At 54.5% G+C, this 14,437-nt stretch carries 15 protein-coding genes and 1 other RNA gene; 10 read left to right on the top strand and 6 right to left on the bottom strand.

Translation table 11 applies throughout. The features are described from left to right. The first annotated feature begins 33 nt into the window (after positions 1-33). Positions 34-228: a hypothetical protein gene (locus tag JUJ53_RS20870; RefSeq protein ID WP_204153962.1), complete on the top strand. Its 195-nt coding sequence runs from the start codon at positions 34-36 to the stop codon at positions 226-228. A 45-nt stretch (positions 229-273) separates the two neighbouring features. On the opposite strand, the gene ctpC is transcribed toward JUJ53_RS20870, so the two are convergent. The 3 genes from ctpC to JUJ53_RS20855 all read right to left on the bottom strand — a co-directional run bounded on the left by ctpC (position 274) and on the right by JUJ53_RS20855 (position 3,375). Next, positions 274-1,566: a carboxyl-terminal processing protease CtpC gene (gene ctpC / locus JUJ53_RS20865; protein WP_204153961.1), complete on the bottom strand. Its 1,293-nt coding sequence runs from the start codon at positions 1,564-1,566 to the stop codon at positions 274-276. Between the two features lie 116 nt (positions 1,567-1,682). Then, the gene (ispG, locus tag JUJ53_RS20860) at positions 1,683-2,903 is read right to left on the bottom strand and encodes a (E)-4-hydroxy-3-methylbut-2-enyl-diphosphate synthase (RefSeq protein WP_204153960.1); all 1,221 of its coding nucleotides are present in this window, start codon (positions 2,901-2,903) and stop codon (positions 1,683-1,685) included. 190 nt (positions 2,904-3,093) lie between these two features. Beyond that, complete coding sequence (locus JUJ53_RS20855) at positions 3,094-3,375, bottom strand: 4a-hydroxytetrahydrobiopterin dehydratase (RefSeq protein WP_204153959.1); 282 nt, start codon at positions 3,373-3,375, stop codon at positions 3,094-3,096. Positions 3,376-3,775: 400 nt separating this feature from the next. Here JUJ53_RS20855 and JUJ53_RS20850 point away from each other — a divergent pair, with 400 nt between their 5' ends. From JUJ53_RS20850 to JUJ53_RS20835, 4 genes are all read left to right on the top strand, one after another. Then, a complete protein-coding gene (locus JUJ53_RS20850) occupies positions 3,776-5,389 on the top strand; it encodes a DUF4231 domain-containing protein (RefSeq protein WP_204153958.1) in 1,614 nt (537 codons plus the stop codon). Between the two features lie 212 nt (positions 5,390-5,601). Further along, positions 5,602-5,829, top strand: coding sequence for a photosystem I reaction center subunit IV (locus JUJ53_RS20845; protein ID WP_204153957.1), 228 nt, complete (start codon positions 5,602-5,604; stop codon positions 5,827-5,829). A 58-nt stretch (positions 5,830-5,887) separates the two neighbouring features. Continuing rightward, positions 5,888-6,769 (top strand): DNA-formamidopyrimidine glycosylase, encoded by an 882-nt coding sequence (locus tag JUJ53_RS20840; RefSeq protein ID WP_204153956.1) that lies wholly within the window; start codon positions 5,888-5,890, stop codon positions 6,767-6,769. A gap of 196 nt (positions 6,770-6,965) precedes the next feature. Continuing rightward, a complete protein-coding gene (locus JUJ53_RS20835) occupies positions 6,966-7,658 on the top strand; it encodes a hypothetical protein (RefSeq protein WP_204153955.1) in 693 nt (230 codons plus the stop codon). Between the two features lie 240 nt (positions 7,659-7,898). Here the strand turns inward: JUJ53_RS20835 and JUJ53_RS20830 are convergent, their stop codons facing one another. Then, a complete protein-coding gene (locus tag JUJ53_RS20830) occupies positions 7,899-10,724 on the bottom strand; it encodes an S-layer homology domain-containing protein (protein ID WP_204153954.1) in 2,826 nt (941 codons plus the stop codon). Positions 10,725-11,027: 303 nt separating this feature from the next. Here JUJ53_RS20830 and JUJ53_RS20825 point away from each other — a divergent pair, with 303 nt between their 5' ends. From JUJ53_RS20825 to JUJ53_RS20815, 3 genes are all read left to right on the top strand, one after another. Next, a complete protein-coding gene (locus tag JUJ53_RS20825) occupies positions 11,028-11,363 on the top strand; it encodes a hypothetical protein (RefSeq protein WP_204153953.1) in 336 nt (111 codons plus the stop codon). Positions 11,364-11,566: 203 nt separating this feature from the next. Beyond that, the gene (locus JUJ53_RS20820) at positions 11,567-11,932 is read left to right on the top strand and encodes a YtxH domain-containing protein (RefSeq protein WP_204153952.1); all 366 of its coding nucleotides are present in this window, start codon (positions 11,567-11,569) and stop codon (positions 11,930-11,932) included. A gap of 5 nt (positions 11,933-11,937) precedes the next feature. Next, complete coding sequence (locus JUJ53_RS20815) at positions 11,938-12,468, top strand: DUF948 domain-containing protein (RefSeq protein WP_204153951.1); 531 nt, start codon at positions 11,938-11,940, stop codon at positions 12,466-12,468. A 22-nt stretch (positions 12,469-12,490) separates the two neighbouring features. Here the strand turns inward: JUJ53_RS20815 and JUJ53_RS20810 are convergent, their stop codons facing one another. Further along, entirely contained in the window at positions 12,491-12,832 is a 342-nt protein-coding gene (locus JUJ53_RS20810) for a hypothetical protein (RefSeq protein WP_204153950.1), read from the bottom strand. Positions 12,833-12,881: 49 nt separating this feature from the next. Here JUJ53_RS20810 and JUJ53_RS20805 point away from each other — a divergent pair, with 49 nt between their 5' ends. After that, positions 12,882-13,088, top strand: coding sequence for a hypothetical protein (locus tag JUJ53_RS20805; protein ID WP_204153949.1), 207 nt, complete (start codon positions 12,882-12,884; stop codon positions 13,086-13,088). Here JUJ53_RS20805 and JUJ53_RS20800 read toward each other — a convergent pair. Continuing rightward, a complete protein-coding gene (locus tag JUJ53_RS20800) occupies positions 13,085-13,486 on the bottom strand; it encodes a DUF1499 domain-containing protein (RefSeq protein ID WP_343328010.1) in 402 nt (133 codons plus the stop codon). The two genes, JUJ53_RS20805 and JUJ53_RS20800, sit on opposite strands and share 4 nt — an antisense overlap. Before the next feature lie 543 nt (positions 13,487-14,029). Between JUJ53_RS20800 and ssrA the strand changes: the two genes are divergently transcribed. Next, positions 14,030-14,420, top strand: a transfer-messenger RNA (tmRNA) gene (gene ssrA, locus JUJ53_RS20795). The last annotated feature ends 17 nt before the right edge of the window (positions 14,421-14,437 follow it).

Below are 14,437 nucleotides of genomic sequence, written 5' to 3'. Positions count from 1 at the left end.
ATGGCCCGCCCAGTTCTCTACCCTCTATGAACTATGTCATCCCAACCAGACACTTGGTATATCGTGCAGCAGAGTGATGGTCAATGCGACATTACCCACACTCAGCCTGAAGATGCATCGTCCCCAGCCAGTCCCACGCCCAAGCAATGGGGCCCCTATGCATCCCAAGCCGAGGCGATCGCTCACCGTATTGGTCTGATTCGCGCCGGCCATTGCCGTCCACGCTAGGACGCTTATCCGTCCCAAGTTCCGTCCCGGTGGCAAGACCACATCCTAAGGCTGCACATTCGCCTGAGTGGGGCGTCGCTGAGCAGTCATCTGGTCAGACAAGATCTCTAATGCTTGGGAGAACTGCGGATCGCGATCGGTGCCAATCAGGGTGCGATCGTTAAACAGCACCTCAATCTGCTCTTCCGTTAGCTCCACAATCACGTCTGGCTCAATGCCCTCTTGGTTAATATCTCGACCATTGGGCGTGAGATATTTAGCTACCGTCACGGCAATTCCGGAACCATCTCCCAGACCGCGCACCGACTGCACCAAGCCCTTACCGAAGGTTTGGGTTCCCACCAAGGTGGCACGTTCATTATCCTGCAGCGCACCGGAAAGAATCTCACTGGCGCTAGCAGAACCACCATCAACCAACACCACCAGCGGCAAATCGGTTAATGCGGTGCCATTGGCCACTTCGCGATCGGAGACGCCCTGACGATTCACGGTTGAGACAATACCGCCTTCATCCAGCCACATACGAGCAATGTCAATACTGGAATAGAGCAACCCACCGGGGTTGGAACGCAGATCGAGGACGTAGCCGGATACACCCTGATTCTGGAGGTCTTGAATCGCTTCTTCCATCTCTTGGGCAGCGTTGGCACTGAACTGGGTGAGGCGAATATAGCCAACATCACCGGTCTCCGTTTCCTGTAGCGAATACCGAACTGGATGAATCTCAATCAAGTCACGGCGCAACTGAAAGTCTAGTTCTTGCTCCCCCCGACGAATCGTCAAGGTGATTTCCGTACCCACAGGGCCACGGATCAGGTTGACCGCATCGTTGACGTTCATACCCTCCGTGCTTTGTCCATCAATTTCGACAATCACATCTTGGGCAAGAACCCCAGCTTCAAACGCTGGGGTGTCTTCGATGGGTGACACCACAACCAGCTCATCCGTCTCTTCATCCTGAGTGAGCTGAATACCGACCCCTGTGAGCTCTCCAGAGGTATCGATTTGCATGTCACGAAACTCGCGGGGATCCATAAAGCGAGTGTAGGGATCATCGAGCTGATCCAACATCTCCCGAATGGCAACGTAGGCATCGTCCTGATCTTGATAGGAGCGTTCGAGGTAATCTTGACGAACGGCCCGCCAATCGACCTGATTGAAGGTAGCATCCACATAGGTGCGGTCAATTAACTGCCAAACTTCGTCGATCAACTCCTTAGGACTATCTTGAAAGAAGGCTTGACCTCTAGATAGCTGCAATCCAGCACCCGTGAGCGTAACTGCCGTAACCGCCACAGCCGTTGCACCTAGAACAAGTCCGCGCTTCGTAATAACCATGTCTTGATTCCGATGAAGAGACGAGAATTAGGCCCAATCTAGCACAAGCGATATGAGAACAGGCTGAGAAATCAGCCTGAATTTGTCCGATCTTGTCCTCCAGACGCCTCATTCGCTTAGGGATCAACCCATCGTCCGTCTGCCTTAATCAGATTAATCAGCTCTGAAACGCCTTGATCTTCAGGCACGCGTTTGATTTCTTCGCGACCGCGATAGAGGGAAATATAGCCCGCCTGCTTGCCCACATAGCCATAGTCGGCATCGGCCATTTCTCCTGGGCCATTCACAATACAGCCCATGACGGCAATATCTAGCCCCGTCAGATGCTTGGTGGCATTGCGCACCTTGTCGAGCACTTCTTCTAGATTAAACAGGGTGCGACCGCAGGAGGGACAGGCGACGTATTCCACCATGGTCTTGCGCAGACCCAGGGCTTGCAGAATGCTGTAGCAGACGGGAATTTCCTTCTCGGGTGCTTCCGTGAGAGACACACGCAGGGTATCGCCAATGCCATCGGCCAAGAGGGTGGCAATGCCCGCTGTGGACTTGATGCGGCCATACTCGCCATCCCCAGCTTCGGTGACGCCGAGGTGGAGGGGATAGTCCATGCCGAGGTCATCCATGCGCTTCGCCATGAGGCGATAGGCGGCTAGCATCACCGGCACGCGGGAGGCTTTCAGGGAAATCACCAAGTTGCGGAAATCTAAGGATTCACAGATGCGAATAAACTCTAGCGCCGACTCCACCATGCCTTCGGGAGTATCGCCATAGGTGAAGAGCATTCGTTCTGCCAAGGAACCATGGTTGACGCCAATGCGCATGGACTTGCCTTGATCACGAAGGGAGATCACCAGCGGCTCTAGGGTTTCGCGAATCTTGTCGCCAATTTCGTCAAACTCGCTTTGGCTATATTCAGTGCGATCGCTCTTGGGTTTTTCAAACACGTACAGCCCGGGGTTGATGCGCACCTTATCGACATGCTTGGCCACTTCTAGGGCAATCTTCATGCCGTTGTGATGGACATCAGCGACCAGGGGAACCGGCTGATAGGTTGCCTCTAGCTTTTGCTTAATCACAGCGAGAGCCTTAGCGTGGGCCATGCTGGGCACGGTTACCCGCACAATTTCACAGCCGATTTCATGGAGTCGGCGAATGCCTGCCACCGAACCCTCGATATCTAGCGTATCTTCATTGATCATTGACTGCACCACCACCGGATATCCACCGCCAATGGTGACTGCCCCCACGGGCACGGGGCGGGTTTTGCGGCGACGAATGGTGGTATCAAAGGCGTCGGAAGCCGGACTAGATGCAGTGGGAGTGGGCAGGGTTTGCATAGAGGATTCGCCAAAATGCGGATTAGTTGGGGGACAGGTTAGACCGAGGCGATCGCCCCGACTAACGCATGTCTTTCTTCCAGATTGCCATAGTTGGGTTAACTTTTGGCAAACAGCAGGGCGATCGCCCCCAAGTCAAGATGTTCAAAGGTCGGTCAAGCCGATGGGACAACTTACTCTAAACCAGAGATCACGCTAAACCAGAGATGACCTTAGCCATGTCAAAGTCACTCGCCGTCAGACCACCAGCATCGTGGCTGGTCAAGGAAATGGTCACCTTGTTGTAGGAAACGGCAATGTCTGGATGGTGTCCGGCTGCTTCGGCTGGTTCCACCAAGCGATTCACAAAGGCGATCGCTTCAATGAAGTCTTTAAACGTACGCTGGCATTGAATCTCGTTGCCCGCCAACGTCCAACCTGACAGATCGTCTAAACGCTGTTGAATATCGGTTTCACTTAGAAGCTGAGCCATGATGATTCTTCCTTTTGTCTGCACTGGATTGGGGCAAGGGACATCACACCAGGCGATCGCCATTGGATTCACCCACCGTTGATGCCTACCTCTGGGGCCACCCTACCATGGGCAACGCTATTAAGTAGACTACCTTTACGCTATCGGGTTCTCACCCTTCAAAGCAAGAGCGATCGCTTCAGAGTTTTTGATACATAGCCTCGACATCTTCCTATTGCTGCTATCAACTCTCCGTGACAGCATTCCTTTCCTGGTATGCGATCGCTCTCCAACAAATAGGTAAAATCAACACAACCCCATCCCTCAAAACTTCAACCCCACCTCGTTGAAGGGATGGGATCATCTATCATCCCCAGCTACTGACCGTGCCTTACTGTATCGTCATGTTTAGGAATCAGTCATGTCATCTGCATCTGCTAAACCGCCATCGTCCTCCCAACCTCCAACCCCAAAACCAGCCGCTAGAGGCACCCCAGCCTCGACAACCTCCCAGGCGGCCAATCCAGATCACGCTTCTGACTCCCCTCAACCTCGCACACCGGTGCTTGAGGATGCTTGGCAGCGCTTTGGAGACTACGACAAAAACGCCGTCAAGGCTCAAAAAGCCTTCATTCGGCAGCGAAAATGGGTCGCCAGCCTAGGAGTTGCCTCGACCACCATTGCAGTCCTATACCTGGTCTTGGAAGTTGCCTTAGGACAAGAAGGGCCACCCCTCTCAGACTTTATTCAATCGGTCGCCACCGGACGACTGCGCAATACCAACGAGGCCATCATGGGGTCAATGAGCCTCTTGGTGATTCTGCTGCCCATTTTGGTAACGATTTTGATTGCTGCCTCCATTAAATTCAACATGGGGGTCAACTGGGTGATGCTGCGGGGCAGTGCAGAAACCCTGAAAAAGGAAATCTATCGCTATCGCACCCAGGTAGACATCTACGCTGCGGATGCATCGGAAATTCGAGAGGTTGTCCTAGCGCGCAAGATTAAAATTGTCGGCAAGCACGTCATGGAGACCCAGGTGAACCAATCTGGGCTGGACGTCTATGATGGCGAGCTACCACCGCCCTATGGCGCAGCGCGATCGCGGGGAGATGATGGTTTCTCAGACCTAAGCGCTGATTTATACCTGATCTATCGCCTAGAAGATCAGTTTGACTATTACCGCAAAAAAGCTCAGCGGCTTGGGCGAGAACTCACCCAGCTTCAATGGTGGGTTTATATTCTCGGCGGGGTCGGCACCCTCTTGGCTGCCGTGGGCTTTGAAGTCTGGGTTGCCGTCAGCAGTTCCTTTGCCGCCGCCTTCGCTGGATTTCTGGAATTTAAGCGGGTAGAACCCAATCTTATTTCTTGCAACACCGCCGCATCCGATTTATACGATCTGCGAGCCTGGTGGCGCGCCCTCCCCGAAACAGCCCGGCAGCAGCAGGCCAATATTGAAGCCCTCGTCAATGGCACAGAGCAGATCATCCAGGGCGAAAATTCCAGTTGGGTGCAGGAAATGCGAGACGCCCTAGCTGAACTCTACGGCGATCAAGAACAGGTGCAAGCCGATCAGCTCCAGAAAATGGCTGAGCAAGGTACGTTGATCAATGTGCGAGACAACCAAGAGATCATCCAGCAGATTGTGGTTGGGCCCGTGATCAACCCGCAGGAAGAAGCAGACGGATCAGAAACGACCGTGTCAGAAACGGCAGAAGAGCCAGCGATCGCCCCTGACCAGGCCCAAGACTTCATTGATATAGATATCTCTGATGAAGATGTCTCTCATGTCTCTCATGGTGATATGGGTATCTCTGGTGATACGAGCCTTGCTGAAGCTAACCATGGAACCGTCTCCGGCCCTGACCATGTGGTTCTCTCAGAGTTCAATGACCCTGACCAGGTCGATCTTTCAGAATTCAACGTGGATCTCTCAGACTTCTTTGACCCAGCGGATGACCTGCCTACCACACCCTCCGAAGAACAAGACGCCCAGCAAACACCAGAGGACATCGATTGGGACAAAGTCTTATGAAATTGTTGCCAGGTCGTGACCGTCGGCAATAAAACTTAAAAACCAAAATGACCGGAGACCCCCAAACCAGTAGTACGCTGTAAACAACGCTGTTTTGCCCCTTGCACCGTAACATGAGCTAAGTCTCCAGACCTTTTTATCCCGTATTATCGAGCGGCAAGGGGTAGCGTGCCGACGTTAATAATTGGACATAGCCTGAAAGGAAAACTCTCATGGTTCAACGTGGTTCAAAAGTTCGTATTCTGCGCAAAGAATCCTACTGGTACAAAGATGTAGGAACCGTTGCTTCCGTAGATCAAAGCGGCATTAAATACCCCGTTATTGTACGGTTTGACAAGGTAAACTACACCGGTTTTAGCGGCTCCGCTGGCGGTGTTAACACCAACAACTTCTCCCTAGATGAAGTGGAAGAAGTTTCGGCACCAGCGAAGAAAAAGTAAGACTCTCTAGCACGGAAAGCCGCTAGACTAGATTTACTCTACGTTTTGCAAACTGACTGTGCCCGAGCTACCAGAAGTTGAAACAGTATGTCGGGGGCTGAATGCAGCTACCCTACATCAAACCATTGTGGGTGGGGATGTGTTGCTTGATCGCACCATTGCCCACCCATTTTGTATGGACGATTTCATTGCCGGACTCACCGGACAGGCGATCGCCCAATGGCATCGGCGCGGCAAGTATTTGCTCGCAGAAATCACGTCAGCAGCACCCTCAACAACCCCCTCGGCCTGGTTGGGTGTGCATCTACGTATGACCGGTCAGCTCTTTTGGGTACCGCCAACCACGCCCCTAGAGAAGCATTGTCGAGTGCGGCTATGGTTTGAGGGCGATCGCGAACTGCGGTTTGTCGATCAACGCACCTTTGGGCGCATGTGGTGGGTGCCGCCGGGCATGGAACCCTCCCAGGTGATCACCGGTTTAACTCGCCTGGGCCCCGATCCCTTTACCTCCGACTTTTCGGTGGACTATGTGGCCCATTGGCTGAGCGATCGCCGCCGACCGATTAAAACGGCCCTGTTAGATCAACAGTTTGTGGCTGGCGTGGGCAATATCTATGCCGATGAAGCGCTGTTCCTCAGCGGCATCCATCCCACTACCGATAGCTCCACCCTTTCGATCGATCAATGCACGACCCTACACGCCATGATCCAGCGAGTGCTGCGGGAAGGCATTGAGTCGGGCGGCACCACCATCAGCACCTTTCGAGATCTGCAAGGCGTCAACGGCAACTATGGCGGCTTAGCCTGGGTCTATGGTCGAGAAGGCGATCGCTGCCGATTGTGTGACACCGTCATCGAACGCATCAAGCTGGCGGGGCGATCGGCCCATTTTTGCCCTGTCTGCCAGCCGAAGGGAGCGATCGCAAACGACTCGCCTTAGCGTATAGTTTGGGATAAGCTTCATTCCAGTCTGCGTGTTTGAATCCCCATGATTGCTTACCATCTAAGCCGGTTCAGTTCCATTGCCCGTTTATGAATCTAGCCCGTTGCAACCCAGTCTTTGATACCTTATGCAGGCAGGCGATCGCTCTTGTTTGTTCCCGCATTAAACCTGTAGCTCTTCGCCGTACCTCGCCATGAAATGGACACCTTGGATAGTTCTGAGCATCGTTTCAGGTCTAACCTTAGCGGCCTGCACAACCATGCCCGACTGGCTAGAAAACTGGTCATCGAGCTTCGGAGAACAACTAGACATCAATAGCGACCCCTCTGAAAACGAGACGCCCCCTGAATCTGATTCTGGACAAGAACTCCCACCCACCAAGCTGACCCTAGTGATGGTCGATGGCCAGCCCACGGAAGTAGAACTTGAGCTGTTCGACCATCAAGAGTTTCCCCTCACGCTTTACACCCCCCGAGGAGAGTTTAGCCGTCTATTTGAAACCGTCGGGGACACTCAATCTGTTCAGTTTAACCAAACCCAGGATGACGGCGAACCCAACCCATTCATCTATCTCCAAATCGTTGTCCCAGTTGGCGAGGTCACCATTGATGAGCTGCGCGATCGCGTCCTAGGAGACGACGGCATCCTCGCCAATCGTCGCTGGCAGATGGTCGATCGCACGCGCGTGCTCACCTATACGTGGGCTGATGAACGCATTGACTTTCAACATACAGTAGACGACACCGTTTATCGTGGCTCCTTGTTTCTGGGCGATCGCGATGGACAGCCCTTCTATGCCCTCACCCACTATCCGCAAGCGATCGCTCCTAGCATCACGCCCCGTCTATCGATGATTTTAGACACCATCGATAGACGCGACATCTAGACTACCCCTGCATCCCTGGACGTATCGCCTCTTAGTACTGGGGAGTGTTTTAAACCTCATCCAAATCCTGATGCTCTCGTACGAAAGATCAAGGGGTTTAGCAGGTTTTAAACCAGAGCCTCATACTCTGAGACAGAAGTAACCCGCCTAGTTGCTCAGGCGGGAAACCTTGTGCGTCCTGGAAATCCTTTTCGTTCTTCTGTCTTCGTTTTTCTATCTTCGTTCTTCTGTCTTGTGGTACTAGGAGGCGATCGCTCCTCGGCGACGTAGATGAACCTTAATGCCTTCCGCAATGCCGTCGGCGAGCTTTTTCACGTAACTCTCGTCAATGAGATTGGTTTCATCAGTTTGAGTGGTGACATAGCCAACTTCCACTAACACCGATGGCATGGTGGTTTGGCGGAGGGTGAGGAACGTAGCTTGACGAACGCCCAAGTCCTTGATGCCTACTTTTTGCAAAATTTGATCATGCACCACTCGCGCTAGCTCTCCCCCCTCATCGGAGGAGCGGTAATAGTAGGTCTCCACCCCATTCACCTCATAGCGACTGAGACTTAGGGCATTGGCGTGAATACTGACCAATAAATCAGCTTTAAAGTCTTCGGCTGCTTTCACGCGCGCATCCGACGCCACGGCTTGATCGGTCGATCGCGTTAGAGAGACAAGCACTCCGGCCTGCTGAAGCTGAAACGCGACAGACTGAGCGACGGGCAATACCAAATCTTTTTCCTTCAACCCACCGACCCCCACTGTGCCGGGATCGGTACCGCCATGTCCTGGATCGAGCATCACCCTTGGAGCTGTGGGAGGTATCACCACCGAACCACTGGGATCAGTGGGAATAACTGATCCGTCGGGATCATTGGAAATGGATGCGTCAGGCTTCACCACAAACGTCGAGGTGACGGGCTGCGATCGCTGGGCATACACCAAGGCCTGATACACCATTGCAGTGACCTCTGCCCTGGTTGCGGTTTGGTTGGGATTCAGCTCCTGCAGTTGGGGATGGTTCACCACAATTTCCTGGGCAGTGGCCGCAGCGACAGCATCGAGGGCATAGGTGGGAATGCGATCCTTATCCGTAAAAAAGTTCAACAACTGGCGATCGCCTGGTTCTAGCCCCAAGCCACTGGCTAAGGACAGCAACACATGCAGCTTGAGCAAATTATCCTGCGGGCGGAAGCTACCGTCGCCAAACCCTGACAGCCACTTGCCTCGATAGGCTCGCTGAATCACCCCAGCGGCCCAAAAACTATTGGGCACATCATCAAAGGTCACCACGGGGCGATCGGGCAGGGGATTGAAGGTGCCAGACAGCAGCGCCGCATATTCCGCCCGAGTCATCAACGCATTGGGGCGAAAGGTGCCATCTACAAAGCCACGGATGAACCCCTGACTGGCTAAGCCACGGATGAAGGGCGCGGCCCAATGGCCATCAATGTCAGAGAAAGAAGGCGTTGCCAAGGCAGGTTCCACAATGAAGGGGGACGCGATCGCCCATCCCCGCCCCGTGATCACCAAGGCTTGGTAGAGCAAGGCCGAAAGCTGGGCACGGGTAATCGTTTGCATGGGATTGAGCATATCCACCAAGGGGTGGTTCACAACCATACGCTTCTGGGTGGCCGTGGCCACCGCTACGGCTGACTGGCTGGGAATCTGGTTGCGATCGCGATAGACCTGGAGAGAATTGGGTGTACCGCCGGTTAAATCTAGCCCTTTCACCAACGACTCAATCACCTGAACGCGGCTCATGGTTTGATTGGGTCGGAAGGTGCCATCCGCAAATCCTGACAGGAACCCCATGGTTTGGGCCTTAGCGATCGCCCCCACCGCCCAGAAATTGGATGGCACGTCGGAAAACGAAGCTGGCGCGACCGTATCAGGCAGTTGAAACGCCTGGGAGACAAAGGTGGCATATTGGGCACGGGTCACGGTGAGTTCAGGACGAAAGGTGCCATCGGTAAAGCCACTGACAATGCCCCGACGCACCAAGCCGCGAATAAAGTGCTCTGCCCAATAGCCCTGGATATCCGTCAGCGTCACCTCTGTGGTGGATGCGGTGGCGGGCGGTGCGGGCACTGGTGCTGGAGGCGCGGGCGCTGGCGCTGGAGGAACCACCACCGGCTCTGCCCGGACTTGCAGGGAGCTGGGCGTGGGTGTCGGCAGGGTTGCCCCAGGAGCCATGGCCGCAAATTCAATCGTTCCTGTGGTGCGGTTCAGGTTGATTTGATTGCCCACCGACACTGCTTTTGCCGTACTTTCGTTCACCACATCGGCTTGAATATTGCCATCAAAAACATTGCCCCCCGGCGACAGGCTCCGACCTAGATCGGGCTGGGCCGTATCGCGAATCAGCAAGCCAATGCGGGTATTGCGGGCAATCCAGTTATTGCGCAGCACCGGCCGGGCCGATCGCGATAGGACAATACCGGAATGATTTTCCAAAATCTGGTTGTCTGCCAAAAGGGGCGCGGCTTGGTCACTAATGGCGATGCCATAGCCGGTTTGCTGAAAGATATTGTGACGTAGTTCGCCCTTAGCGTTGCGCACAATAGAGATACCGCTGGCGGCATTGCGCCGAAAGAGGTTGTTGACCAGTTCCGGCGTCGCGCTGCCAGTGACAAACACACCTTCCCGCCCGCAGTCCACAAAGGTGCAGTGGGCGATCGCAGGTTGGCTAGACTCAATCCAAACGCCAGTACCGCGCGCATTGGGGTTGGTGACACTCAGCCCCACCAGCCGCACCCCATCCGCTGGCACCAAGGCCACATTCTGCTGCCCAAAGGAGGCACTGCTAAACAGCCCTCCGCCAGAAATAATCACCGCTTGCCCCCGGTTACTCTCCTCGCCCATGAGCGTCACCCCTTCTGGAATTTGGATGGGAAACGTCTCACCGGAGGATGTGTTGTAGGTTCCTGGGCTCAAGTAAATGGTGCTGCCCTTGGGAGCCCGCTGCAGGGCAAAGGTCAGCGTTTTATACGGATTGGCGCGATCGCCCGTCGCATTATTGTTGCCGCGTTCTGGATGAACATACCGCTGTACAGAAGTTGGGGCAGACTGAACCATGGATGCTTCTCCCTAAACAAAAGCCACGAGTGGGAATGGAGGCCGGCACAGTAACCTAACGTTCAACTCAGGATGGCCGGGGGGATCTTGATTCTACGTCCTGGATAGCCCGATGACCGCGAACCCCTAGTGCCCCTCAACAGTTTACGGCTGATTGCTGGGAACAAGACAGGGGGCCAATAGTTCTAACCCACACCCCACCGCCTAGGATCGGCTCAAATCGGCTCATAGCAGCTAGCAATAGTATGATGAACAAACAGCCATCCGGGCGATCGCTCTCCCCTTGCTTTCCATAGGACACCCATGGTCACCACCGTCTTGATCTTGAATGTCTTGATTGCCGCCATCTGTTGGTATATCACCTGGCACGTTTGGAGCCTGCGGCGCACCTTGGCCAATGTAGCCGATGCGCTCCTGTCGGCAGAGCAAAGCACCCATGATGTTTTGCATGGAGCACCGGAGGCGATCATCACGGCACAGAAAGGCTCCTACCAACTGCGGCAAAGTTATGAACGGCTGAACCAGCAGGTGGCTCGATTGCAGCAGATTTTATCGCTCCTGGCCGTGGGTCAACTGGCCTGGCGGCGGCTCCGCTATCCATCCCCCCGTCGCCGGACGCGATCGCCCCGTAACCGTTAAGCGGCTAGACAGGTCTGATGTCGCGATGGAGAATCTCCACAGTCCCCATGATCGCTGTCCTAGAAATTCCACAAACTCGCTACATATTGAGGTATCTTAGGGGCAAGTTGGGGCACACCAACATTAGGCATAGGTTGCCATCAATGGACAACGTCCAGACTTCTGTTTAATGTTAATGCGGTGCAGCAGAGGAAGAAAAACGCATGGTAGAAAAGCGATCGGGTTCGTCCGGAGCATTTGTAGGCGGGTTGCTGATTGGGGCAGCCGTTGGAGCCATTACTGGGCTATTGGTAGCCCCTAAGACTGGGCGGGAAACTCGTCAGCTTTTGAAAAAATCAGCGAGCGCCCTACCGGATATTGCCGAAGATTTGTCCACCACTGTCCAGCTCCAGGCCGATCGCCTCTCAGAATCTGCCCTGCGCAACTGGGATGGCACCTTAACGCGCCTCAGGGAAGCGATCGCGGCGGGGGTGGAAGCCAGTCAGCGCGATCGCCAGATGGCGCTTGACCGTGATGACGACTCCGGATCTGAGGTCAGCAACCATTCCCACGACTCCAGTTTGACGTAACACCTGTGATAGATCCTGTATTTTGGCTGGGGGTATCCATTCTGCTGGTGGCCGTGAGTTTGGCCGCTGTCTTGGTTGCAATGATACCGACCTTGAAAGAACTGGCGCGGGCGGCTCGCAGTGCCGAAAAGCTGTTTGATACCCTAAGCCGTGAACTTCCCCCCACCCTCGAATCCATTCGTCTGACAGGGCTGGAGATTAGTGAACTGACCGATGACGTGAACGATGGCGTTCAAAGCGCCAAGCGGGTGGTGCAGCAAGTGGATCAAGGACTTGGAGGTGCCCGTAAGCAAGTGCAGCGGGCTCAGTCGTCAACGCGCAACCTCGTTGTTGGGGTGAAGGCAGCCTGGCGCACCCTGCGGCGTCAGCCATCGCGGCGATCGCTCGATCGCTTACCGGCTAGCAGCAGCCAACCCTTTGACGATCGGATGGAGCAGTCTCCCCAGCCGGAGGATCGCCGTAACAGCGAAGGCGATCGCATTCAGCAGCGCGAATATTGGGCTACCCCTGCGGACAATGACGGGCGGGTGGACTAATCCTACGTCTCATCCCAAACAGCTAATCGCGGGGTGTAGACGAGGGCGATCGCCACATCAGGAGTAGCTTGTAGCTGCCTAACCCCAAGAGCAGCAGCAGCGCTAGCTTCACCACAAAGGAGATCAGTTCTAGCACAATACTCAGCACCGTCAGCACCACGGCGATCGCCCCCAGTCCCACCATCCATTTGCTGCCGTCGGACAACCGCCCAAACCAGCGAAAGAGCCGGTTGATCAAATATCCCGCTCGGGTAGACGACTCAATCAACACTTGAACTGGCTCAGCATCGCTGGGGGCATGATACTCAGCCCCTGGGGACGATGATCCTAGATTCGATTGGGGGGAAGGGGAGGAAGGAGTCATGAAAAAGGCGCAGACCGCCGCGCAGTGACAATCTAAGATACATACAGCGATGGACTGGGGGCATCCGCCATCCTGGGATGAAGCACCCAGCCCATCGATTCCACAGGTAGTTGTCCTAGAGGTGAAGACCGCAGGGGGTCTAGACGATCGCCTACAGGATGAGCGATCTGCCGATCGGCCGGTTCAATCGGCGACTGAATCGACAACCCTGACCGGCAGACCGCTCCTAGGAACATGCCCTACCAGCAGACGCTAAGCTGTCCAAGACGTGCGAATAGCTTCAATACGGGTGCGATTCACCCCCAGATCAGACTGCCCCAAACGGGACGCCGATCGCACATGGATAATGCCTGTGTCGGGTTCTGCATAAAACTCTACATCATCCACAAACCCCATAAGGGCACTGGTGAACTCAACGTAGAGATAGGTATCCGATTCGTCGATAATCTCCGTGCGCTCCATGCCTTGAATAATGCCCTTCAGGGTGGCGATCGCCTCTCCTGGTGTAGAGCGATAGGTGAGGGGCGCGATCGCATGTTCTGCGTCGGCGGCATCAGCTTGGCTGCTCACACAGTTGGGGGATGCGGGACAAGCGGCTAGTTTGCCGTCCTTCACGCCCAGATTGGAAGGACGCTGACCGGAAAAATGAAACAAGGGTTGACCTCCTGATGAAACCTCAGCCACGGGCACGGTTGCGATCGCGGCGGCAGGTGCTGCCCAAAATCCCACACTCCCAATCGCCAGCAGCACAACACAAGCGGTGATCAGAATTCGTATAACCATGACGGGCCTACTGCGTACATTTCCCTTCATGTTACTTAATATTGTCCCCGCTGCAATCAATCTCGTCCAAGCCTGGGCGCGATCGCCCTGAGATGGCCTCCACCTATCGTCAGGCATTGACCTATGACTCTGAGACGGAAGTAACCCGCCTATGGACTAAGGCGGAAACCCTTGGGCATCCTGGAATTTCTTTTCGTTCTTCTATCTTCGTTCTTCTATCTTCGTTCTTCTATCTTTGCTCTTCTGTCTTTGCTCTTCTGTCTTTGCTCTTCTGTCTTACGATACTCGTGAGACGTTCCCATGGGCACACAACCGATGGATTGTCCGTCTATAATAGTAAGACCGGGGAGAACTTGCCTCCAGATCATGGACTTCCAAATCATGGAGAGCGACGCATCTACCGGAGACCCACGCGGGGCTGTAATGGTTTCGACGTTTTAGTGAACACTACTTTGTGATTCAGGCCGAGAGCGAGTCCACTCTCGTAAATCAAGACTCAAAAAAAAAGTAAATGCGAACAACATCGTACCTTTTGCTCGTAAAGCGGCACCTGTTGCTGCCTAATAACGCCTCTTAACCGGCTCGAGCGTCTGCAGTGTGACTCCGTTAAGGGCTGTGGACAAAAACCAACGGATGCTCTAGTGGGCTGCCTCTGGTCAACCACTAGCTAAGACTTTACCAGAGCATCCTACCGTCCGGGATAATGGACGGTTCCCGCTTCAAGGGTTAGAGAAGCTACGCCTGTGAACGAGTGAAGTACCAATAGCTGAGGCGGACACGGGTTCGACTCCCGTCAGCTCCATTTCAAGCAAAACCTCCAAA

Source organism: Leptolyngbya sp. CCY15150 (assembly GCF_016888135.1).
Classification (GTDB): Bacteria; Cyanobacteriota; Cyanobacteriia; order RECH01; family RECH01; genus RECH01.
Note: the sequence above shows the minus strand (reverse complement) of the source record. Positions and strands in the feature narration are given on the sequence as shown.